A 22,989-nucleotide genomic window follows, 5' to 3' on the forward strand; every position below is an offset into this window, starting at 1 on the left:
TTATCATGACGACATCATGTTTATTTAAGTATTTACAAGTGCATTTATTCATGATGATTTGAAAACTTATTTATTTAACTATAATAAAAATGGGACTGTCAATTGTTAGGTCTTGAGTGTGTATTTTGTGTTTATTTTTTTATTTTTCATTTTTTTGATGGTTTTTGGGTTTTTTAATCAAAAGTTTATTGGGTGTGTTTTTATTTTTTTGTTTTTGAGTTTTTCATTTTTGGCGTATTTTTTTCTTTGATTGTTTTCATTAGATTTAGTTTTTTAGTAACTTGTTGTTATTTAATTAACTTATAATTTGTTTAAAATTTGTTATAGTAATTTTTAAGAATAATTAAGTATATATAGATTGGAAGACATATTATTAGGCATGTATAATAAAAAATAATAAAAAATAATAAATTGTACAAAAAATATAAAAGTTTAATGGTGATCTAAATTAGCTCCACAATTTGTGCAAAACTTATCATCCATATTCAAAACTTCCCCACAATTACCACAGAATCGAGGAGTTTCCTCCTCTACACTTTTAGAATCTTTATTAAATAATTCTTGTTTTTTCAAATCAAATTCTTCTTTAGTTAATAAACCTTTTTCATACAATTCAGCATATTTAAACAAAATATCATCATTGCTTGAACATATATTTGAAGTAAGATTATCTTCAATAATTTCTTTTAAAACAGTAGAATCCTCACTAGCGACTTTAAATATTAAATTATTCTTATCATGAGTAATGATTGTCATGATAGTGTGAATAAAACCTCTTTTACCTAATACAACACTTTTAATATCTTCATATAATGCAACAGCACCATTAGATTTAACATTTAATCCATTATCCATTAATATTAACTCTGTTCTTTTCCATTTTATATTTCCTTCATCAAATGCACCTAATCCTAAACCTGCAGTTCCAAATACTGCACCACCAATTATAGTAGAATTAACACCATTAGACTGATAAGGTAACTGAATACTAATTTTTCTTTTACTAAGAATTTCTTGTTTTATCCTGTCTTGTTGACTTCTAACATTTTTGTTTATTCTTCTTGTTTTTCCATTTGCTTTTTTTTCATACAATTCTACATACTCTTCTTCTGTTGTGATTATATGAGAATTACCAGAAATTTCTAAAATTATTTCATCAATTCTTTTTTCAATATCATCTAGGTTTAATTCCCCATTTTTTAATTCTGTTTTAATTTGTTCGTTGATTTTATTCCATGTTTTATTAATATTTTTAACTGTAAAACCGTTTAAAGCCAGTTTTCTAGCGAATTTACGATTTTTAACTAGTTTTCCGCCCATAATATCTTTTAATATTTTTTCTCCTCTTTTTATTTCATTTTTATCGACATTTAATTTTGATTGTGATAATGGCAAACTTCTAACCCCATGTAAAATTGTTTTATTTTTCTTTTAACATCTCTTTTAAAATATCCATATCCTTTTTTAAATCATGAATATTTTCTTTCAGCATTTGATTTTCTCCATGTGTTTTATCTAATTCATCAAAGATTATCTTGAAATTATTACTTATATCCTCCTCTTCATCATCAAGTATTCTATCAGTTAAAAAGGAAGATATCGCACCAGTAATTGTAGAAAACACTAAAATCCCGATAAAAATTAAAATAATTGTAATTAATTTTTCATTGAAAGTATTGGGAGTTATATCTCCATATCCAACAGTAGTTAATGTTACTACAACAAAATAAAAACTATCAAATAAGTTATAATTATTACCAAAAACATATATTAGTATTGTGAAAAGTAGTATTGTGAAAACAATTCCACCAATTATTTTATCCATATTAGTTTTTTTAATGAAATTTGAAATTCCATTAAATAATTTATTGAATAAAACCATTATTCTTAATAATTTAAGTAATCTAAGATACCTTAAAAGATTCACTCCTGGAATAACAGCAGGTAAAATCACATCAAATGGAATAGATGCAATTAACGAAATTATATTGTCCTTTTGCTTTAAAAAAACTTTTTTAGGTTTGGATAAATAGAAATTAATTGTCCATTCACTTAATAAAAGAATACACACGACAAAATCGAATGATTGAATACCCCTGGCAATATTTGATGGTAATGTGAAAATCATAGCTATTGTGATTAAAATAATATCTACTATTATTAATCCATGTAAACCAAACCAAATCACCATTCTTGTATTTAAAGTTATTCCAAATAATTCCATTTTTATTAAACCTTCACTTGATAATATGATTAATAAATAGGTTATTAAATGGTATAAATTTAACTATGTTAATTATTTTCATCTAGGTGTCTGCCAAAAGTAAATTCATCTAGATAAAATTTTCTTTATTTTACAATCGAAGCATTAATTTGTGTTTGTCAAAAATTAATTTTTGAGTTTTGGCGGACACTCATTTACAGATTTAATCCCTCGCAGTATATTCATTCCATATTTTTTCTCTTTCTTTCATATTATTAATTTCATCCCATAACTCGTTTAGATTATCTTTATAATTTTTATTTTCTTCTTTTAATATTTGTGCTTCTGTTTTGTACTTATCCACATCTTCTATGTTAATACTGAATGTTTTCAGTTAAATTATTCAAAACATTATCCAGAACATTTAGCCGAATATTTTGAAAAAGAACTTTTCCTCAGAATATCAAAAATTTCTAAAATTCCTTGAAAAAAATTATAAAGACAAATTAGAAAGTACAAATAATAAATTAGAGAATTTCAATGGTAATACAATGCCCAAATATGAAAAAAGAAGTTATAAAACAGGATTATGGAGTGCATTAATACACAAAAGATAGCTGGATAAAAAGACGAAATGAAGACCTAACAAATTGACAATCCCATAGAATGCTCATATTTTTTTAAATGAATTGAATTGACTATACTCTTTATTTCCAGACATTGGTTATCATGAAATTTAAACTATATGCTTTTATATGGATATACTCCTTTGGTTTCATATTCATTTTTCAGCCATGCTTTAAAAACAAAGTTCGGTATGCAATAATTGTTATCCTCCATTTCGATTAATCCATTATCTTGTAGTCTGTTTAGTGATCTGCCTATCGCGCCACTAGTCACCCTTAACTTTTTAGCAATTCCTGACCTATTTAATGATTCATCAAGAAGTGTTGTTAAAATTTTTTGTTCCTGAAGACTTAATCTAAACCAGGAATTTGAAAAATGCATAGCCAGTACCGGTAAAAATTTAATGAAATTCTCTTTGACTGAAGCTGAATCCAAATCCACATTTCTAGGCAGCAAATTTCCAAATATGTTGATATAAAATGGTATTCCTTTTGTGCAATTATAGAATTGGTCAAAACCATCCTTTGTAAATTTCAAGTATTCCGCATTATCGTTTAAGTAGTTTTTTGTTGTTTCATATGAAAACGGTTTAATCTCAATTGTAAGAATTCTTCCTCCAAATGCTCCGTTGCTACCTGCAATTTCTTCAATAAGACTATCTTTAACACTCATACTTCCTGAAAATACATAAGAAACATTGTTTTGTTTTTGTATGAAACTTCTCATATACCATAGAAAATCAGTTAAATCATCTCCCAGTTCTTTAATAATTTGAAATTCATCGAAAAACAGGAATATTCCATTAATATTTTCATCATATTCATCATATAAGTATTGAGGCAGTTCCATTACAAAATTAGCTAATTTTTTATAATTCCTTTTAGTCCATAAGAATGGCACCGGATACCCCTTAATATTTACTATTTCCTTTAAAGCAACATCATGAGTTTTAATGTACTTTTCTATCTTCTTATCAACAGTTGTAATTCCAGATTCCCTACATTCATTTATGATTTGGTCATAGATTAATTCTATGATGGATTCTCTTGAAAATTCGTCTGTTTGATAAGCGTTTGAGGCGGACAAGTCAATGTAAACAATCAAATAGTTTTCGTCTCGAAAATTTTTCTGTATTTTTTTCATTAATGCAGATTTGCCAACACCACGAAGGCCTGTCAGTAAAATTGAGGGAGATGTGCCATATCGGCTGCTTTTTAGTAAATTGGAAATGAATTCAATATCTTCAACCCTATTGTAAAATTGATTATCATTTAAGTCATTATTAGTTCCCCATGCCAGTTCATTCATATAATCACCTGATAAATATTTTTGGTTTTATCACAATTAAATGTATGTAATTTGCATAACCTGTTTAAATTTAATAAAAAATATAATTTGTGCAATTTGCATAATATGTTTAGATAAGATAAAAAATGTAATGTGTGCAATTTGAATAAAAAATATTTCAAAAAAGCGTTTTTAAACTGAAAACATGCGAAAAACACGACTGCCGGACTGTCAAATAAGGAACAAGTGAAATTAAAAAATATGATAACCTTCTCTCAGCCATAGCAACAGCTTTAGCTTGAGCATCATATTCTTGTCGGCAAAAATCAGGACCATAATCCTGATTCACTTCTACCTTCTCAGATACAACTTCCACATATCCTAATTCAATTGCTATCAAACTAGTGGAACAAAGTATAGGCCAAGATTTTTTAAAAAAAATACGGGAAAATTATCAAAATCCGGCCAAAAAACAAAAACTTTAAATGTAATGATTAAAATATATATAGTTGTTAGATGCCGGGGTGGCTCAGCCGGTTAGAGCGCACGGCTCATAGGGTAATAAAGCAGTGCTCTAGCTTATTCCTGGGATACCGTGAGATCGCGGGTTCGAATCCCGCCCCCGGCATCCTAAATCCCAGGAATATATTCATCTTAACTTCTTTTTATAACAATTTTCCCAAAAACATAACAATTTTATATTTATTTTAACAGAATAGCATTTAAGGGATTGAAATGTTATACAACACACTTGGAAAAACAAACCTTGAAGTATCCAGACTCGGTTTTGGAACGATGAGACTTCCGACTAAAGCGAATAATGGAGACATTTATAAAGAAGAATCGGCGAAAATGCTTTCATACGCTATTGAAAATGGCATTAATTTAATTGATACAGCTTATTCTTATCACAGCGAAAATTTAGGAGATAATGGGGAAAGTGAAAACTTTGTTGGTGAATTTTTAAGTGAAAATTCCCTAAGAGAAGAAGTGTTGCTTCAGACAAAATCCCCCTCCTGGTTAATGGAAGATTTCAGGGATTTCGACAGATATCTGGATGAACAGCTTGAAAAGCTCCAAACTGACTATATCGATATTTACCTGCTTCACTCCCTAACAGTTCCAGAATGGTATAAAGTTAAAGATTTAAATGTTTTAGACTTCCTAGATGACTGTTTAAGTTCAGGCAAAGTCAAACATGTTGGATTTTCCTCACATATTGAAGTGGATTACCTGATTGAAATTCTTGATGAATATCCCAAATGGGAAGTATGCCTAACCCAAATGAACTATTTAGATGAATATTACCAGTCAGGAGCAATGGGGCTTAACTATTTAAGGCAAATCAATGTTGGAAGTGAGATTATGGAGCCTTTAAGAGGAGGCAGACTGGTTCAGAATATTCCAAGCGAGGTAAATGCTTTGTGGAATCAGGCCGAAATTGAAAGAACTCCTATCCAATGGGCTTTCCAATACCTCTGGAACCGCAATGATGTTGATTGTGTTTTAAGCGGCATGACAAGTTTTGAACAAGTTAAAGAAAATATCGAAATAGCTTCAAAACTAGATGAAATATCAGACAACGACCTGGAATTGATACGTGAAGTTGCAAGAACTTACAGGACGTTTATTGGGAATGACTGCAGTCGTTGCGGCTATTGCATGCCTTGTCCTCATGGTGTGAACATTATAAACTGTTTTGCCGAATATAACATTGCACACATGATGGGAAATCCTAAAGCTAGTGCAATGCAGTATTTTTCTTTAATTGATGATGATTCAAGAGCAGACAGTTGTATTGGTTGTGAAGAATGCCTGCCATTCTGTACACAGATGCTGGATATTCCAGAAGAACTTAGAAAAGTACATGATTACTTTGGCGAAGAGTTTAATCATTATTAGGTAGATAATATGTCACAATATTGGGAAATGTTAACCCGTCAGATGACCCTTATAGATAAAAGAGATCAAGAAAAATTTAAAAACTCGACAATTGCCGTTATTGGATGCGGAGGCATTGGTGGAATGACCATTGAAATGCTTGCAAGATTGGGTGTCGGCAAACTCATTTTAGTTGATGAGGATGTTTTTGATGTATCTAACCTGAATAGGCAAGTCCTGTCCACACAAGAAACATTAAATGAAAAAAAAAGCAAAGCCGCAGCCAAAAGAGTTAAATCCATTAACCCCGAAATCGATGTTGAATATTATACAGAGCATGTAAACCCGGCAAACATAGATAAACTCATTGAAAACTCAAGTATTGTTATGGATGCACTTGATAATGTCCTAACAAGAGTTATTGTATCTAGAAAATCCCGTGAACATAAGATTCCCTTTGTTCATGGTGCTGTTGAAGCCACACAAGGCCAAGTTACAACATTTCTTCCAAATACTAAAAGTTATGAGAAAATGTTCAATCTTCCATCATGTGGCAAGGACTTAACAGAGGAGGTTATGGAAAGTTTGAAAAATGTGACATCACATACTCCTCCAGTATTTGGCCCAACTCCAAATTTAGTTTCATGCATGCAAGCCATGGAAGCTTATAAAATTATAACCGGCCTTGGAAAAGTTACTGTCAGTCCGAAGCTACTAACCTTTGACCTTTTAGATTTGAATTCATTTAATTTAATAGAAATTTAACATTAAGTTAAATTTTTATATATTTTATGAATGAATTTGAACAGAAAAATATTATTTTTTAAAATTTGATGAATTATTTTTATGAAAAAAAAATAAAACTTATACATTAATATACTAAAAATCCCAATATACAAATACATATAAAAGTTTATATACTACAAAAGGAAAATATACTTCTAATAGGAAGATGTTTTCCGACTATTGAACATTGGAGCTATAATAATGAGTGACATTTCAGAAGAAAAAATTAAAAAGATAGCCGAAAAAATGAGAGAGGATAACATTAAGTTTATCCGTTTACAATTTGTTGACATTAATGGAAGAGTAAAAACTATAGTTATTCCATTTAATGGCGAAGACATGAATGGATTATTCAACGAAGGAATGCTATTTGACGGATCTTCTATCGAAGGATTTGTTGGAATTAATGATAGTGACCTAATTTTAAAACCAGACATCAACACTTATTCAAGACTTTCCTGGAGGCCGGAAGAATCTGCAACCTGCAGATTTATTTGTGATGTATGGACAGCTGATGGAGATCCGTTTATAGGAGATCCAAGAGGATTGCTTAAAAAATCCCTTAAACATATTGCCGATATGGGTCTGCAATACAATATCGGTCCTGAACCAGAGTTTTTTATTGTAGATATTGATGAAAATGGATACCCGACTCCATACGATGAGGCAAGTTACTTTGATGTTGAACCTCTAGATAAGGGAACTGATTTCAGAAGAGAGCTAACTTTAAACCTAGAGGACTTAGACTTTGAAGTTGAAGCGTCCCACCACGAAGTAGCACCGGGGCAAAACGAAATTGCATTTAAATTTAAAGATGCGCTTAAAACTGCTGATGCAGTAATCACCTTTAAACAAGCTATTAAAGCTATTGTAGACAATATGGCTACTTTTGACCAGATGGATTATAGAGTAACCTTCATGCCCAAACCATTCTTCGGCGTAAGCGGTAGTGGAATGCATTGCCACCAATCCGTATTTAAAGGAGATAAAAACTTATTCTTTAATCCTGACTCGGAAAACGGTCTTTCAAAAGATGCGCTCCACTTCATAGGAGGATTATTCAAACATGCTCCAGCAATTACCGCAATTACAAACCCTATTGTTAACTCATATAAACGTTTAGTGCCAGGTTATGAAGCTCCAGTATACATGGCTTATGGTTTAAGAAATCGTTCTGCTTTGATTAGAGTTCCTGCAGCACGTGGAAAAGCAACACGTATTGAATACAGGTCACCAGACCCTGCATGTAATCCCTACCTTGCATTTACAGTGATGCTTGAAGCAGGAATTGACGGCATTGTAAACAAAATCGACCCTGGAAGTCCTGTAGAAGAGGACATTTACAGCATGAGCGAAGAGGAAATTGCAGAAAGGGGAATCAAAATATTGCCAACCAGCTTATGGGAAGCTTACCATGCCCTTGAAGAAGACCCGCTTATATTAAATGCACTTGGACCACACATAAGTGAAAAGTTCTTAGAGTTGAAATATAAAGAATGGGACGAATACCGTGTTCAGGTATTTGGATATGAACAGAAAAAATATTTAGACATCTAATCCACATATTAATTTTTTTGTGAGGCTTTTCATGTCAGAATCAGAACATCGAATGATAGAAATCTTAAGAATTCTTGCAAAACAAGAAAAACCTACAGGATCTAAGTTAATTGCTGATGAGTTAAAAGAGAAAGGTTTTGATTTAGGTGAACGTGCTGTCAGATATCACATGCAAATTTTGGATGAAAAAGGATATACTGAAAAGAAAGGTTATTCTGGAAGAATAATAACTGATTTAGGTCGTGCCAAGCTTGAAAAAGGATTAATTTATGATCAAGTTGACTTCATTTACTCAAGATTTGAGGAAATGATATATTTGACTGACTTCTCCTATAACACACAAAAGGGAAATGTGGTTGTCAATACCTCGACTCTTTATAATGAAGAATCGTTTAATATAATGAAAGAAATTTTCAGAAGTGGTCTTTCTGTTAGTCCTTACGTTCATTTAAATGAAGACAAAAAAACTGGGAAAATTGATGTCACTACAATTTGCGGAACAACGATTGACGGAGTGCTTCTAAACCATGGCATTGTATCACAACCACAATATGGAGGGCTTCTAAAAATTGAAGACAATCGCCCTATAAATTTCACAGAAATCATATCTTACAAAAAAACATCTATAAGTCCTCTGGATGCATTTTCAAATGCTAATTTGACCTCTGTAACTGATTTAGTCCATGAAGGTAGCGGAATAATACCTGCAAACTTCAGATTAATTCCAGGAATTGCAAAAGAAAAAACAATAGACGTGATTAAACAATTGGATAGAATTGGAATAGGAGGCGTAATTGGAATATCTGATGAAGGAAAAGATTTGTTAGGCCTGCCCGTTCCCGAAGGAATGGTTGGAATAACAATAACTGGAGGCATAACTCCATTTTGTGCAATCAAAGAATCAGGTGAAGACATCCATATAAATATAGCTGAAGATATCGCGCCATTCAATTCACTAAAACCAATAACCCCAGATATCAAAAAACAGTTAGCAACACCTTCTGTTGAAAAACATCCTAAAATATCATTTTTACTTTCAAAGTCATGGAATTTAATCCAGCAAGTTAATTTTGACATGGAAAAACAAAAGGGAAAGATTATAGCTAATGTATCATTTGTTAATAAGGATGACATTGATGAAGCATTAAGGATTATGGAGGATACATACAATAACAATCCAAAATACATAAATCCTTATTTTAGACTTGTAAATCATCCGAATGATGTTAATAAAGTGGGCATAGCTACAATCTGTAGTTTAAGTATTGATGGAATTTTAATAAACAACGGAATAATGAGCAATCCAAAATATAGCGGATTGCTTGAGTTAACCGAACCGCCATTATTCATTGAGTTAATATCATATAACGGAACGACCTTAGATCCCCATAAGATATTTTTATCAAAAAATATGACAGACATCTCAGGAAGCACAGGTCCGAATAAAATATTAGCTAGTGTAAAAGAAATTCCATATATTACAAGAGAATACACCGTGGAATTATTAAATATTTTAAATAATATCGGATTTTCAGTTTATAAAATCGGAAAGCCAAGAGAGCTAGTTTATAATTCAAAAGTTGATAATTATAATTTTGGAGTTATAACTGGTGGGGGACTTAACTCTATTGGTGCTGTAAAAGAAAAAGGTATTGATATTGAAGTTAAAGCTATGGAAAAATTACTTCCATTTGAAAAAATGGAAAGACTGTAATTAAATTACAGTTACATCCACCTCTTCACCATTTTTAGGATAGTGAACAAATTCAATTATATCCTCTTCAACCTCATACACATCTATTTCGACAGTGGCTCCAAGATCGCTTTCTTCAAGAAGTACCAATATCCTGAAACCTGGTTCTCCAAAATATTCGGAAAAATCAACATTTAAAATTTCTCCTTCTGCAAAAATTCTATTGTATGAAATTTCTATTTTATCATGAATCTTTACATTTTCCTTTAAGTATTTAACTGCCTCTTCTGTTGTAAGTTCTAATTCTTTCATGATAATCAACTCCGATATATTAAGATATGTTTTTCAGCATATAAATGTTTGTATTTATACGAACAAAAAAATTTTAAATAAAAAAAGAACAATCTAAAGAACCTCAATAATGAGTTCTTTATCGTCATGGATATGTCTCATTTCAATTAGATCTTCACCGATCTCATTAAAATCAACTTCAATAGATTGATTTAAGATTTCACCAGTTAACTGTAGGCCTACCCTAAGACCTTCTCCAGTCATTTCATCCTCTTCCGTGATCCCTAAAACTTCACCTGGAGCAAAAATACGACTATAAGAAATCTCCAAAATATCTCTCACCTTAACATTATTCCTAACATATTCAATTGATTCTTCTAAAGTCATTTGAATTTCTTCTACCATAAATACCACTATCTTAAAAAAAAAAAGAAAAGAAAAGGAATTATAAATTCCTGTATTCTCTGATTGAAGTATATTCGTCGTCTAATTCACCGTAGCTAGCTAATTTTTCTTTGTTAGCTTCGGCATCTAAGTAAAGGTTGCCTTTACCATTAAGACCAATATCTCCAGTATATTTAATATATTTGCCCGGGAATGCGATTCCTTCTATTTCAGGATCAACTACAACACCGTCAAGAACAAAACCTTCAAGTAATCTTCCAAGGAATCCGTGAATAATGATGTTACCGTTTTTCATTTGTCCACCAGGCCAACGGTTTACATCACCGTCAATTTCGATAATACCTTTGGTCATGTGGATACCGGCTAAGATATCACAGTTACCTTTAACGTGAATCCTTCCACCAGTTAAACATTCACCACATTGTTTTCCAGCATTACCTCCAACAACGATTTGTCCACCAGTCATACCTCTCCATTCACCAATGTAAGAAGCGCCAGTAAATTCTTTGGTATTTCCTTCGATTTCAAGATAACCGCCGGACATTTCTCTTCCAGCGTGAGCTGCTGCATTACCTTTAACAAGAATAGATCCACCGGACATTTCTGCACCAACGTGTAAATCCACACTACTGTTACATACGATATTACCACCGCTCATTTTACAACCGATGTATTTTACTCTGTTTAAATCTCCATTTAAAATCATTTCTACATCATCAGCACCCATTGCATCCCCTTCAACGGTTATTTTGAAGAAGTCAGTAATTGGGAATCTGGAGTTTCCGATAGGTACTTGATATTTTGCGAAATCGGCTTCAGTCCATGAATAAATTTCATCAGGAATTAATTCATCAAATTCTAAAGCGATTGAAGAAGTTTTAATTTGATCAAATGTAATTGTTTTCACAATAAACACCCCTATTTACCTTCAACGTCTATTCTAATTGGGTTGGATACGTAGTGATCGTGTACAGGATAGTTTTCCCATTTAACTGAGTAGTATTGAGTAAAGAACGGCATAATACTGTCAATGACTTTTTGTTCTTTTTGTTCCCATCCTTTTACGTTAACCCAAATGTTTTGACTTTCTTTAACTTTAACAATTTCTTTGTCTTTTACTAAGATTTGACCATCTTTAATAGTGTATTGAGCAACATCGAAACCTTTTTCGATATCAGCAGCTTGTCTAGATGGATCAATTTCATTAGGATTTATGTCATATACTGCAATGTCTGCTCTGTATCCTGGAGTAAGTGCTCCTCTGTCAGTGAATCCATAGATTTGAGCTGGAGCCGCTCTTGTAATAGTTGCAATATCATAGAAATCGTATTCTCTGTCGAGAGTTGCAAGGGTAGTTCTTTTTTCTGCCCATTTGTGAACTTCTCTGTTTTCAATCATTTCCATCCTTCTTTGATTACTCATTAACCAAGAGATAATTCTAGGATATCTAGTAAATGGTCCCGCATTAGGGTGGTCAGTAGTTAAACATACTTTCCATGGGTCATCAATATGTAAGAATAATTCTAAACCAATAGCCCATTGTAAAGTGTTAACTGGGTTTTTACCTGAGTAAATACATGGAATGATACCAGCTGCAGTTTCACATTCAATATCCTTGTTAGTCCATTTAAGACCAGATAATTTGAATAAGTCATATTCCATAGGAGCATCTGCAGTCATAGTAGTAGTTTCATCTAAAGTTACTTGACCTACGTCACAAGTAACATGATCATTTTTGTTAACATATTTAGCTATTTCTTCAGCACCAGATGCTGCATCTTTCCAACTGTTACCTGTGTAAGAGTGGAATTGTAAGTGACATACATGCATAGTTTGGTTTCTGATTTCAGCTGCTCCTGATCCTTTTTTAATGTTTTTTACAGCATCCATAGTTTCAAGAGTAGTTGGTACGTTACCAGGGTGTCCTAAGTCGTTAGGGTGAATGTGTATAGAGTGAGGTAAGTTTAACATTTCGTTTGCTTTTGCAAGTGCAATAACAACTTCTTTAGAAGTTACATCAAAGTATGGTGCTTTATCGTTGAAACCATGTACGTTCATACCCCAACCCCATGCTTCACTTCCACATGGATTTACGATTTTAATTCCGTAACCTTTGGATATTTTTAACCATGCTGAAATAAATGCAGATAAGTCTTCAATATTATTGTCTTTAGCATATTCCAGTACAAACCAGTTGTTACCGAATAACGGCATGGCTGGGATGTCCAATTGTGGAATAGTTGCAATTTCTTCGTGAGTGTGTTTTGCTTCAAGAGGAGGCATAGCTGCTTCTACAACAGTACCGTAACCTAATCTTGAATATCTATAACCAGTTGCAGGACAACTTGGGATGGAGAAACCAGATTCTGATCTTAATACTTTAGTTTTTTGAGTAACACCTCTTCTAGAATCTTCAGGTCTGTATAATCTTCCTACTACTAATTTAGGACCTGCAACATGTGAGTGAGGGTCAATACCTGCCGGCATGACAATTTTATCAGTAACATCTAAGACTTTAGCATCAGCGGAAACATCATCTACAATAATTCCATCTTTAAACATGACATCTTTTTTTTCTCCGTTGATTTGATTAACAGGGTCGTAGACAATACCGTTTTTAAGAATATATTCCATTATATCACCTTTAGAGTGCGTTTGGATTTGGCACATATTTTGGAGCTACATTTGGCTCTTCTCTGAGTTTCATTACTCTTTCTTTTAATTCACGGACAATCCATTCGTCGTCACGACAGGTTTCTGGTTTGTCGATTGCTTTTTTCATGTAGATAGGAACTCCATCCATACGATAACTGGTACCGGCACATTCTACAGCGATGAATGAACCTGGCAATACTACATCAGCTAATTCAGTTGATGGTCCCCAGTGAATATCGATTTGAATAACTGGAATGTTAGCTAAGTGTTGGTTTGCACCATTAGGGAAATGAGCACCTGGGTCAGCTGCAATAACCATGAAACAATCTGGTTCTTCCCTTACTAATAAATCGATAGTGTTAGTTTCTCCTAACATGTATCTTGGGTAACCTCTACAGTAGTCAACACCGAAAGCAAAACCACATTCGAATGCCATGAAAATGTTGAATCCGTTTACGTTAAAGTGACCTCTCATTGGAGTAAGACCCCATTTACTGTATTTGTTTAAGTCCTGAACCATTTTAATAGCAATATCAATGTTTCTTTGTTTTGATAAAGTGTGGGTTAAACCTAAACCGAAGAAGAGAACACCGAATTCCGCATTTTTCATTTCTTCTGCTAATTCGTAAATATCTTCTTTAGGAATTCCAGAAATTACATCTTGGTATAATTCTTTTCCTCTGAGAACTGCTCTAATAGCATTGTAGAAACCGTAATCTCCGTTTTGTTCAAATCCTATCCATTTGTCAGAACATTTTGCAGTATCTGAGAATTTAGGATCCATGGTAACAACGGTTCTGTCGAATCTTCCTCTTTGTCTGAAATATCCTCTGCAGAACACAGCATATCTTGCCATGTGCCTTGGGTGAGAGTTCATAGCGTTACTTCCAGAGTAAGCAACAACATCTGCTCTGTTTTGAACTTCCCCTAAGGTTTGAATAGGGTAACCTGCATTTTGTACAGCTTGGAGAGAAGGTCCGTGACAGATAGTAGCTTGGTTATCTAATACTGCACCAATATATTCGCCTAATGCTACTCCTTCTTTCATACATTCAGTAGATGTTTCAGACCAACCGTAAAATACAGGCCTGATGGAATTAGCAATATATTCAGCAGCTTTATCTAAAGCAGTATCCCAGTCAACTTCTTTAAGTTCTCCATTTTCATCCCTAATCATTGGAACAAGCAATCTTTGGTCCATATCTTCCATAATTTTACTTGCTCCTAATCTGCATGCGTGTCTTACAGCAACTACGTGATTATCTTTAATCAAATAATCTAAATCATCACAGTTACAACCACAGAATGCACAAGTACAATTTTCAACAATGTAATCATAATCAGTTATAGGCGGTTCATAAGTCATGGTCACTCAACTCCTTCCATTTACGTCCATGATAAACAGGTAATTCACCTAAAGATTCCATGTTTTCAACAACATCGTCATCTTCTTCGTCAACATATTTTTTGTATACCCATCTCATTAAATCAGCCATGAGTAATACTTTTCTGTCTGTTTTTTCAACAGTACATTTGATTCCTTTATAAGTAGGGTCAGAACAACAGTAAGTATCGTGACTTACAATAGTGTTAGCCCATGGTCCTTTACAAATGAATACAGTTCCTTCGTGAGGTGCATCTCTTGATACTGCACAGTTTACTACTACTTCCCCAAAATCAGTTTTTACAAGTACAGTATCCCAGTTGTTTACACCTAATTTTGCCATATCTCTAGGATCCATATAACAAGTACCAGAAGCATTTTTGTATTCCTCTTTTAAAGTAGAACCTCTTTTTTTACAAGCGCCTTGGTAAATGTCAGAACCGGTGTTTAACATACATTTTAAAACATCGGTAGTTCCTTCACCAGTAATTTTTACATCAGGCACTACAGGTTTTTCTAAATAAGTATTAGCATAATACATAAATTAATCCCCCTATTCTAACCATATGGCATTTACTGGGCAAAACATTTGACATGTCCCACACAATTCACATTTATCTTTACTGAAAAGTTTAATAAATCCGTTTTCTACCATCATAATAACTTCTTCAGTCTTAGCACCATTACCACCAGCATTTTCCGGACTGATAGCAGCGTTAACAGGACATGAAATTACACAAATTCCACATCCTAAACAATTATCTTGATTAACTTTAAGTTCCATCGAATCACCTAGTCCTTAATTGCATCTAAAGCTTCTTTCCAAGTAGTTGAGCCAATAGGTGTGTGGTCAATTTCAGTTCTTTTTACAGTAATCGCTCCGTTAGGACATGCATTTGCACATGCTTTACATCTTACACAATATTCATCATATGCAATGATATGATCTAATCTAGAACCAGGACCAGAAGATGTGGGGAATGCTAATGCATTACAAGAACAAATATCGACACAAGCTCCACAAGCTTGACATTTTTCTTGATCAACTTCAATAGAACCTTGGAATGGTTTTTTATGTTTTGCTGCATCGGTAGGACATACTCCTTCACACCAACCACAGAATACACAAAGTTCTGAGTCAATGACAGAGTTTCCTTTAACAACAGCTTTAGAAGGATCTAAATCATATTCTCCATAACTACAGGATCTGCAAACAGCTTTAATAGCGTTAGTAGGACAAGATTTTTTACATACTAAACAGTATACACATTTATCTTTGTCTATAACAATGGACTCTTTACCAGTTTCTTTATCAACGACAATTGCTTCTGCAGGACATAATTCTTCACATACCCCACAATAAATACATTCATCATCATCAACTTCGATTTCACCTGTCACTAAATCTGCACGGCTTGGTAAAACTCTATCAATGACAATAGCATCACGAGGACATGCAATTTCACATCTTTTACAGTAAATACATTCGTCATCATCAATTTTTGAGAAAGCGTTGTAATGAGGATATGCATCAATTTCTTTAATTGGTACGCCATCAATAGTTAATACTAAAGCGTCAACAGGACATAAACCACTACACATACCACATAATACACATTTACTTTCGTCAATGCTTATTCTTTGAACATCGAAATCCTCACGGAAGTTTTGAGCAATCTTGTCGTGACCACTGAAATAGATATCGTTGGAAATTCTGTTACGTGCGTCGATAGCAATTGGATTTAATGTAATTGCTTCAACAGGACAAGTAAATTCACAAATTCCACATCCTAAACAAACATGATCATTGAAAGATAAGTTTCTAACTTCTTCTGCTGATCTTGTGATGTCAAAGTTGTTGTCTTTAACCTCTTTTAAATTTCTAATCATACTCAATCTCCAAAATTTTTATAGAATCAGTTGGGCATTCGTCGCTACATAGCGTACAACCACAACATTGTATGGAGTCTGCATGTGCTTTCAATGATTCTAATTGAATAGCTTTCATTGAACATGCATTTACACATAAACCGCAACCAATACAAGAATCATCTATAATTACTTCGAAATTTCTTTCTCTGCAAATATTCACAATTTTTCGACTCTGTTCTGGTTCGTCAAATATTGCCTCGGTCATATTCAAGAAATCACGTGGACATAATTCGGTTATTGTTCTTGCAACATCAATAGAGTTCCAAGATAAGTTCCTACCATTCAAGTAATGTGATATGGTAGATCTATCAACACCTAACTCATCAGCAATCGCTTGATGACTTTCACCAGCATCCTTCAACTTGACCGCAGCCAAATATTTAAGACCAGATGCAATATGTTTGGGCATTTGAAAACCACCAATGTGTAATGATAACACATATGTTTTCTTATATAAATATAGTTGCCTACTAGATTTAAGCCGAAATAATTAAATATTACTGTGGGAAAACTACACATTTAAAATTTTTAAAATTAATTTAATTAAATTATTTCATAAAATAAAAGTTAATTATACGTAAATCCTACTAAATAAGATAATTTAAAGTTTATAGCTATCTTAAACAAATTATAATCTTTAAATTTTTAAAAAACTAGTGAAATTACACAAAATAATTAATACAAAATTAACGAAAAAGTATTACAAATTCAAGGAAAATCGCCACTAATTTTTAGTTTTACCTAAATGTGTAGTAACTACACATAAATGACATTAGAAATTTTTAATTAATACAAACAACATAATAATGGATTAAGGGGAGTTGAATATGAAAATAGTATCTATAGTTGGTAAAAAAAATACCGGTAAAACTTCATTAACTGTAAAAGTTATAGAAGAAATGACAAAAAGAGGATACAATGTATGCTCTATCAAACATTCACACCATTCAATAGAAATGGATAAAGAAAATACCGATACATGGAAACATAAACAAGCCGGAGCCAATTTAGTAGTCGGTGTTGGATCAACAACTTTTTTTAACTCAAAAAAAGAGCATGACTTAAATAGAATATTATACCTGCTAAAACATTTTGATGACTTTGACTTTGTAATCATTGAAGGATTTAAAGATTACAACTATCCAAAAATAATAACCTCCCCAGATGTCAGAGACGAATATACCATAAAAGAAATAGATTCATTTACAATTGATGCAGATGGCGTGAGTGAATTATGCAATATTATTGAAGAAAGAAGTCATGATATAATTGATACATTATTTCTAAATAACTGTGGATTTAATAATGGAAAAGCAATTGCAAATGAAATTCGTCAAGGAAATTTAAGTGTTGATGATTTAGATAAAATCCACAGCTACTTATCAATAGATGGTCATGTAATTGGCCTTAATAGATTTGTAAGTGATTATCTAAAACAAGAAGTTATCGGAGTCATAAATACATTAAATCTCAAGGACTTTGGAGTAAGGGATGTTGGAAAAATAGAAATACTTATTCCAAATGACAATACTCCGCAAAATCCAATTGAAGCTAAATGCGCCATTTACATAAATGATGAAATACTTGAAATCAATGGATTTAGTGAAAATATTGTTGCAAATTCCATAAAAGGAATGATAAAATCAATTAAAACCAAAGAGGAAGCTAAACTTATCGATATTGAAATATCCAACATTACAGAAGATTTGATTGATGCCAATATAATTCTTAAAACCAATAACCATGATGTTAAAATAAATGATTTTACTCAAGGCATTCTAAAGGAAACCATTTATGCAATTGTTAATAGTCTAAAAATAGATTCAAAAATCAATAAAATAAAAATCAAAGTGGAAGAGATTTAAAATGCTTGAAAATGTAGTTTTAGACAAATATGAAAGACCCATTATTTCACTAAGAATCACAATAACAAACAGGTGCAATGTGAATTGTTTATATTGCCATCATGATGGAATGGTTCGCTCAAGAGATGAAATGACTGCTGATGAGTTATACACAATTTGCAAAGTCGCTAAAAAAATCGGTGTTCGCAAAATCAGACTTTCAGGCGGTGAACCATTACTTAAAAAAGATATTGTGAGAATCGTTGAAAAAATAGCTAGTCTTGACTTTGAAGACATATCAATGACAACAAACGGCATACTTTTAGAGAGATATGCTGAAGATTTAAAAGAGGCAGGTCTTGATCGTGTTAATGTCAGCCTTGATACACTAGACAAAGATACATACGAGTTTATTACTAAAAAAGATTACCTTGAAGATGCTAAAAAAGGAATTTTAAAAGCCGTTGAAGTTGGATTGTATCCTGTTAAAATCAATATGGTTATTATGAAAGACATTAACCAAAATGAAATCAAAGAAATGTTTAAATTCTGTAAAAAAAACAATATTGTTCTTCAACTTATTGAATTGATTGAAAGTGAAAACTGTGATGAAGACAAATTCAGCAAAGAATATCACTATAATTTGGACAGCATTGAAAATGAGATAGCGGATATAGCTGATGATATGTATGAACGTAAATTTATGCAAGGACGTAAAAAGTATTACATTAACGGGGGCGAAATTGAGGTAGTTAAACCTGTTGATAATGCCAAATTCTGTTCAAAATGCTCTAGATTAAGAATAACTCCAGACGGTAAAATCAAACCATGCTTGCTTAGAAATGATAATCTTGTTGAGCTTATTTCACATGTTAGAAATGGTGAAAGTGAAGAACAAATAGAAGAAATTTTCATTAAAGGAATTAATCAACGTGAACCCTTTAATTTATAATTATATTTTTTTAAAAAAAATTATAACACAGTTATTTGAGTATTGGTAAAAAAAAAAAAAATAAAGGTAATAAGGGAAAATCCTTATAACCATTTAGCTTTGGATACATGATCGGTAAATGGAAGTGGGTCATCACTACCCATACCTGAGACATATCCGTAGATGTCTTTAACTTTGTTGTTTACAGTACTCCATACTTTAGCAACTGGAATTTCACATGGGCAAACTTCAGAACATTGACCGCAGTTAGTACATGCATCAACCATGTGTACCAAACGTGTTAAGTGGAAAAATGGAGCAGCAGGAGTATATCCACCAGGCACCCATTCAGGACCTTCAGTTTCAAGACAACAGTCGTCACAGTAACATAATGGACATGCTTCACGACAACCATAACATTTCATACATTTAGAGAACTCATCTTCATATTGATAAAATACATCAATAATATCTCCAGTAGTACCTGCGTAATCAACTTCTTTTTTCTCTAAGGATTCTTTAAGCATGAAATTGTTGATGTTTTCTCTGATTTTGATACCTTTTTCAAGTGGTTCTTCAGTGGTAATTAAACCAGCATCAATAACTTTACCTAATACATCTGCACCTTTATCGGAAAAGACTTCTACAAAAGTAGCTTTTCCAACTAACGGTCCAATAACTCCCCAGTTACCTAAAGCTAAGTCAGCGTTGGATGGAATTTTAAGATTACATCTTTGACAGTTTTCTCTTCTTCCCATACCTTGTTCTTCTAAATCACCGATTGCAATTCCTTTTTCACCATCAGCGGTTTCCATAATAAGTTTACCTTTGGAAATTTCTTCTTTGATAACATCTTTTGGATCGAGTTCATAAACATCCCTAATCATGTTCATTGTTGGAACAGGTGACATAGTTCCACCACAGTTAACACCAATCATGATTATGTTGTCTTCGATGATTTTGCCTTTTTTCATTAATTCGCGAATGGTCATTGCATCACAAGGTTTACATGCAACTGCAAGTTTCATGTCCCTTGCACCATCCAAATATTTAGATACGAATTTAGCAATGTTTAAAGTACCGCAGTGAATTGAACCCGCAGTTTTAATAACTTCAGCAGGATCAGTAATAAGGGTAGGTACACCATCATAGAGATCGTGCCCTTCAGTAACCGCTACAATACCATCAACAATGCCTTCTTCCAATAAATATTTCATGATAGTGGTTACAACTCCACCGTACTCCCCTTTTTGTTTGATATCTTCAATAGCAGAGTATGCGTAGTACATATCATTCATTTTTGCGCTCATTTAAATCTACTCCCCAATTATTTACCTACTTGCACAGTGGTAGTTGATATATTTTCAGCTTTAGTAGTGGTATCTGTACCTTCTTTGTAAAGCTCGTTTTTAATTTCGAATTTTTCATCGAATTTTTCAACTTGAATAGCACAAGCCTTTAATTCAACCATTTTAGATTTAGGGTCGAAAGAATCGGAATTGGTTAATACATTAGCAGCGCATTCTGCAAAGTGCATAGGAATATTTACAATTCCTTCTCTGATATCATCAGTTACACGTGCAGGAATAGCAATTTCCCCTCTTCTGGAGAATGCTCTTACCACTTCGTTGTTTAAAATTCCTCTTGCTTCAGCATCTTTAGTGTTGATTTCGATGAATCCAGTTTTAACCTCATTAGATAAGGTTTCACATCTTCTGGTCATTGCTGCGTGGTAGTGGAACAATACTCTTGTAGTAGTCAATAATAATGGATATTCTTCATCTACGGTTTCAACAGGACCTACGTGTTCTAATGCTTGGAAAATTCCTAAACCGTCAGGGTGTGCGAATTTTTCTTTGTGCATTAATGGTTGACATGGGTCATCTTCAGAAGGACAAGGCCAGTGGAGTGCTTCAGGAGTATCTAATCTTTCACGGTTCATACCTGCCATGATAGGAGCACATTCTCTGATTTCGTTGAAGATATCTTCAGAAGTTTCGTAGTGGAATAAGGATCTTGGTACACCCATTCTAACTGCAACTTCTTCCATGATTTTCCAATCTAACCATGCGCCTTCAGGAGGTTCCTGAGCTTTGTGTAAACATTGTACTCTTCTCTCACCACTAGTAAAGGTTCCTTCCTGTTCACCCCATCCAGCTGCAGGAAGTACAACATCAGCACATTGTGCAGTATCAGTTAAGAAACATTCCTGTACAATTAACATTTCCAAGTTTGCAAGAGCTTCTTTAGTATGAGCAATATCTGCATCAGAAAGAACTGGGTCTTCTCCATGGATGTATAACACTTTTAAATCACCAGCATGAGCAGCGTTCATCATTTCTACCAATGTTAAACCAGGAGTGGATGGCAAGTTTACTTCATAACCTTCCCCGCTGTAGTATTCATTGAACCATGCTGTAGTTTCTGGATCTTTAACTTTTCTGTAGCCTACATAATCAGAAGGTAATGCCCCCATATCACAAGCACCTTGTACATTGTTTTGTCCTCTTAATGGATTTACACCAGTACCTTGCTTACCAATGTTACCAGTCAACATTGCAAGGTTTGCAGTAGACATAACATTATCTGCACCATGAGAGTGTTCAGTGATACCTAATGAGTATACAATAGCTGCTTTGTCAGCAGATGCATATTCAATAGCCAAGTGCTCAATTACTTCAGGTTTGATTCCAGTGATTTCAGAAGCCATGTCTAAAGTGTATTTTTGCACTGTTTCTTTCATTTCTTCGAAACCTTTTGTCCTGTTAGCGATAAACTCATCATCTTGCAAGTCATTGTCAATTATGACTTTAATCATGGCATTCATTAATGCAACATCAGTACCTGTTTCGAATTGAACATATTCATCTGCTATTTTTGCAGTAGGAGTGAATCTTGGATCCAATACAACTAACTTAGCACCATTTTGTTTAGCTTGAATCAATTTACGTCCAAATAATGGGTGTGCTTCCATGTTGTTTGAACCAATACAGAAAATGTAGTCAGCCTCTTTAATACTGTCGAATCCATTAGTCATAGCCCCTGATCCAAAAGTGTTAGCTAAACCTGCAACAGTAGGTCCGTGACAAATACGTGCACAATGATCTACATTTTGAGTACCACAAGCTACTCTTGCTAATTTTTGAGTAATATAAATATTCTCGTTTGGTGAACGAGCACATGCATAGAATCCTACTTTATTAGGATCTTCATCAGACACTTCTTTGAGCTTTTTAGCAACTAAATCCAATGCTTCATCCCAAGAAGCTTCTCTAAATTCACCATTTTCTTTTATTAATGGAGTAGTTAATCTGTCTTCCCTATTAATAAATTGGTATCCAAAGTTTCCTTTTGGACATACTTTACCCTCATTTACAGGGTGTCTTTTTAAAGGTTCTACACCAACAATCTTACCATCCTTTACAACGAAGTTAAGTCCACAACCTGTACCGCAGTATGGACAGATAGTTGGTACATATTTAATCTCAACCATTTTATAATCTCCAAAATATT

At 33.1% G+C, this 22,989-nt stretch carries 22 protein-coding genes and 1 tRNA gene; 7 read left to right on the plus strand and 16 right to left on the minus strand.

Annotated features, from left to right (window positions below; translation table 11 throughout):
- Positions 1–432: 432 nt before the first annotated feature.
- The 5 genes from Q9969_RS08460 to Q9969_RS08480 all read right to left on the minus strand — a co-directional run bounded on the left by Q9969_RS08460 (position 433) and on the right by Q9969_RS08480 (position 4,517).
- On the minus strand, positions 433–1,395 hold the full coding sequence (locus Q9969_RS08460) for a zinc-ribbon domain-containing protein (protein ID WP_305556284.1): 963 nt from the start codon (positions 1,393–1,395) through the stop codon (positions 433–435).
- Positions 1,396–1,420: 25 nt separating this feature from the next.
- Positions 1,421–2,224 carry a potassium channel family protein gene (locus tag Q9969_RS08465; protein WP_305556300.1) on the minus strand — a complete coding sequence of 268 codons (804 nt, stop codon included), beginning with the start codon at positions 2,222–2,224 and terminating at the stop codon, positions 1,421–1,423.
- Between the two features lie 202 nt (positions 2,225–2,426).
- A complete protein-coding gene (locus Q9969_RS08470) occupies positions 2,427–2,567 on the minus strand; it encodes a hypothetical protein (protein ID WP_305556314.1) in 141 nt (46 codons plus the stop codon).
- 377 nt (positions 2,568–2,944) lie between these two features.
- Positions 2,945–4,138 (minus strand): ATP-binding protein, encoded by a 1,194-nt coding sequence (locus tag Q9969_RS08475; protein ID WP_305556328.1) that lies wholly within the window; start codon positions 4,136–4,138, stop codon positions 2,945–2,947.
- 157 nt (positions 4,139–4,295) lie between these two features.
- Positions 4,296–4,517 carry a hypothetical protein gene (locus tag Q9969_RS08480; RefSeq protein ID WP_305556332.1) on the minus strand — a complete coding sequence of 74 codons (222 nt, stop codon included), beginning with the start codon at positions 4,515–4,517 and terminating at the stop codon, positions 4,296–4,298.
- A gap of 118 nt (positions 4,518–4,635) precedes the next feature.
- On the opposite strand from Q9969_RS08480, the gene Q9969_RS08485 reads away from it, so the two are divergent.
- From Q9969_RS08485 to Q9969_RS08505, 5 genes are all read left to right on the plus strand, one after another.
- Positions 4,636–4,745 (plus strand) — tRNA-Met (locus Q9969_RS08485).
- A 107-nt stretch (positions 4,746–4,852) separates the two neighbouring features.
- Positions 4,853–6,019 carry an aldo/keto reductase gene (locus Q9969_RS08490; protein WP_305556344.1) on the plus strand — a complete coding sequence of 389 codons (1,167 nt, stop codon included), beginning with the start codon at positions 4,853–4,855 and terminating at the stop codon, positions 6,017–6,019.
- A 9-nt stretch (positions 6,020–6,028) separates the two neighbouring features.
- A complete protein-coding gene (locus tag Q9969_RS08495; protein ID WP_305556350.1) occupies positions 6,029–6,763 on the plus strand; it encodes a HesA/MoeB/ThiF family protein in 735 nt (244 codons plus the stop codon).
- 222 nt (positions 6,764–6,985) lie between these two features.
- Positions 6,986–8,341 (plus strand): type I glutamate--ammonia ligase, encoded by a 1,356-nt coding sequence (glnA, locus tag Q9969_RS08500; RefSeq protein ID WP_305515293.1) that lies wholly within the window; start codon positions 6,986–6,988, stop codon positions 8,339–8,341.
- 31 nt (positions 8,342–8,372) lie between these two features.
- Positions 8,373–10,055: a DUF128 domain-containing protein gene (locus tag Q9969_RS08505; RefSeq protein ID WP_305515295.1), complete on the plus strand. Its 1,683-nt coding sequence runs from the start codon at positions 8,373–8,375 to the stop codon at positions 10,053–10,055.
- Here the strand turns inward: Q9969_RS08505 and Q9969_RS08510 are convergent, their stop codons facing one another.
- The 9 genes from Q9969_RS08510 to Q9969_RS08550 form a co-directional block, all read right to left on the minus strand.
- A complete protein-coding gene (locus Q9969_RS08510; RefSeq protein WP_305515297.1) occupies positions 10,056–10,346 on the minus strand; it encodes a DUF2097 domain-containing protein in 291 nt (96 codons plus the stop codon).
- A 93-nt stretch (positions 10,347–10,439) separates the two neighbouring features.
- Positions 10,440–10,730 carry a DUF2097 domain-containing protein gene (locus Q9969_RS08515; RefSeq protein ID WP_305515299.1) on the minus strand — a complete coding sequence of 97 codons (291 nt, stop codon included), beginning with the start codon at positions 10,728–10,730 and terminating at the stop codon, positions 10,440–10,442.
- A 40-nt stretch (positions 10,731–10,770) separates the two neighbouring features.
- On the minus strand, positions 10,771–11,646 hold the full coding sequence (locus Q9969_RS08520; protein ID WP_305515300.1) for a formylmethanofuran dehydrogenase subunit C: 876 nt from the start codon (positions 11,644–11,646) through the stop codon (positions 10,771–10,773).
- Between the two features lie 2 nt (positions 11,647–11,648).
- On the minus strand, positions 11,649–13,367 hold the full coding sequence (locus Q9969_RS08525) for a formylmethanofuran dehydrogenase subunit A (RefSeq protein WP_305556852.1): 1,719 nt from the start codon (positions 13,365–13,367) through the stop codon (positions 11,649–11,651).
- A 7-nt stretch (positions 13,368–13,374) separates the two neighbouring features.
- The gene (locus Q9969_RS08530) at positions 13,375–14,751 is read right to left on the minus strand and encodes a formylmethanofuran dehydrogenase subunit B (protein WP_305515302.1); all 1,377 of its coding nucleotides are present in this window, start codon (positions 14,749–14,751) and stop codon (positions 13,375–13,377) included.
- Entirely contained in the window at positions 14,741–15,310 is a 570-nt protein-coding gene (locus Q9969_RS08535) for a molybdopterin dinucleotide binding domain-containing protein (protein ID WP_305515304.1), read from the minus strand. Before Q9969_RS08535 ends, Q9969_RS08530 begins: the two co-directional genes overlap by 11 nt.
- A 12-nt stretch (positions 15,311–15,322) precedes the next feature.
- On the minus strand, positions 15,323–15,553 hold the full coding sequence (locus Q9969_RS08540) for a 4Fe-4S binding protein (RefSeq protein ID WP_305515306.1): 231 nt from the start codon (positions 15,551–15,553) through the stop codon (positions 15,323–15,325).
- A gap of 8 nt (positions 15,554–15,561) precedes the next feature.
- Entirely contained in the window at positions 15,562–16,659 is a 1,098-nt protein-coding gene (gene fwdF, locus Q9969_RS08545) for a tungsten-dependent formylmethanofuran dehydrogenase subunit FwdF (RefSeq protein WP_305515308.1), read from the minus strand.
- On the minus strand, positions 16,652–17,110 hold the full coding sequence (locus Q9969_RS08550; RefSeq protein ID WP_305515310.1) for a 4Fe-4S binding protein: 459 nt from the start codon (positions 17,108–17,110) through the stop codon (positions 16,652–16,654). Before Q9969_RS08550 ends, fwdF begins: the two co-directional genes overlap by 8 nt.
- A 418-nt stretch (positions 17,111–17,528) precedes the next feature.
- Here Q9969_RS08550 and mobB point away from each other — a divergent pair, with 418 nt between their 5' ends.
- Both mobB and moaA read left to right on the plus strand, forming a co-directional pair.
- Complete coding sequence (gene mobB / locus Q9969_RS08555; protein WP_305515312.1) at positions 17,529–18,566, plus strand: molybdopterin-guanine dinucleotide biosynthesis protein B; 1,038 nt, start codon at positions 17,529–17,531, stop codon at positions 18,564–18,566.
- Position 18,567: 1 nt separating this feature from the next.
- Positions 18,568–19,497 (plus strand): GTP 3',8-cyclase MoaA, encoded by a 930-nt coding sequence (gene moaA / locus Q9969_RS08560; RefSeq protein ID WP_305556353.1) that lies wholly within the window; start codon positions 18,568–18,570, stop codon positions 19,495–19,497.
- An 83-nt stretch (positions 19,498–19,580) separates the two neighbouring features.
- Here moaA and Q9969_RS08565 read toward each other — a convergent pair whose 3' ends face one another.
- Positions 19,581–20,786 carry a Coenzyme F420 hydrogenase/dehydrogenase, beta subunit C-terminal domain gene (locus tag Q9969_RS08565; RefSeq protein WP_305556356.1) on the minus strand — a complete coding sequence of 402 codons (1,206 nt, stop codon included), beginning with the start codon at positions 20,784–20,786 and terminating at the stop codon, positions 19,581–19,583.
- Positions 20,787–20,803: 17 nt separating this feature from the next.
- Positions 20,804–22,969, minus strand: a complete 2,166-nt coding sequence (gene fdhF, locus Q9969_RS08570; RefSeq protein WP_305515377.1) for a formate dehydrogenase subunit alpha — start codon at positions 22,967–22,969, stop codon at positions 20,804–20,806.
- Positions 22,970–22,989: the final 20 nt, after the last annotated feature.

Source organism: Methanobrevibacter sp. V74 (genome assembly GCF_963082495.1).
GTDB lineage: Archaea > Methanobacteriota > Methanobacteria > Methanobacteriales > Methanobacteriaceae > Methanocatella.

Excerpts from the sequence above, each read along its gene's own strand:
- Q9969_RS08475 (WP_305556328.1), bottom strand. The coding sequence starts at position 4,138 with ATGAATGAACTGGCATGGGGAACTAATAATGACTTAAATGATAATCAA.
- Q9969_RS08515 (WP_305515299.1), bottom strand. The coding sequence starts at position 10,730 with ATGGTAGAAGAAATTCAAATGACTTTAGAAGAATCAATTGAATATGTT.
- Q9969_RS08510 (WP_305515297.1), bottom strand. The coding sequence starts at position 10,346 with ATGAAAGAATTAGAACTTACAACAGAAGAGGCAGTTAAATACTTAAAG.
- fwdF (WP_305515308.1), bottom strand. The coding sequence starts at position 16,659 with ATGATTAGAAATTTAAAAGAGGTTAAAGACAACAACTTTGACATCACA.
- Q9969_RS08535 (WP_305515304.1), bottom strand. The coding sequence starts at position 15,310 with ATGTATTATGCTAATACTTATTTAGAAAAACCTGTAGTGCCTGATGTA.
- glnA (WP_305515293.1), top strand. The coding sequence starts at position 6,986 with ATGAGTGACATTTCAGAAGAAAAAATTAAAAAGATAGCCGAAAAAATG.
- Q9969_RS08530 (WP_305515302.1), bottom strand. The coding sequence starts at position 14,751 with ATGACTTATGAACCGCCTATAACTGATTATGATTACATTGTTGAAAAT.
- moaA (WP_305556353.1), top strand. The coding sequence starts at position 18,568 with ATGCTTGAAAATGTAGTTTTAGACAAATATGAAAGACCCATTATTTCA.
- fdhF (WP_305515377.1), bottom strand. The coding sequence starts at position 22,969 with ATGGTTGAGATTAAATATGTACCAACTATCTGTCCATACTGCGGTACA.
- Q9969_RS08505 (WP_305515295.1), top strand. The coding sequence starts at position 8,373 with ATGTCAGAATCAGAACATCGAATGATAGAAATCTTAAGAATTCTTGCA.
- Q9969_RS08565 (WP_305556356.1), bottom strand. The coding sequence starts at position 20,786 with ATGAGCGCAAAAATGAATGATATGTACTACGCATACTCTGCTATTGAA.
- Q9969_RS08465 (WP_305556300.1), bottom strand. The coding sequence starts at position 2,224 with ATGGAATTATTTGGAATAACTTTAAATACAAGAATGGTGATTTGGTTT.
- Q9969_RS08495 (WP_305556350.1), top strand. The coding sequence starts at position 6,029 with ATGTCACAATATTGGGAAATGTTAACCCGTCAGATGACCCTTATAGAT.
- Q9969_RS08550 (WP_305515310.1), bottom strand. The coding sequence starts at position 17,110 with ATGCCCAAACATATTGCATCTGGTCTTAAATATTTGGCTGCGGTCAAG.
- mobB (WP_305515312.1), top strand. The coding sequence starts at position 17,529 with ATGAAAATAGTATCTATAGTTGGTAAAAAAAATACCGGTAAAACTTCA.
- Q9969_RS08490 (WP_305556344.1), top strand. The coding sequence starts at position 4,853 with ATGTTATACAACACACTTGGAAAAACAAACCTTGAAGTATCCAGACTC.
- Q9969_RS08540 (WP_305515306.1), bottom strand. The coding sequence starts at position 15,553 with ATGGAACTTAAAGTTAATCAAGATAATTGTTTAGGATGTGGAATTTGT.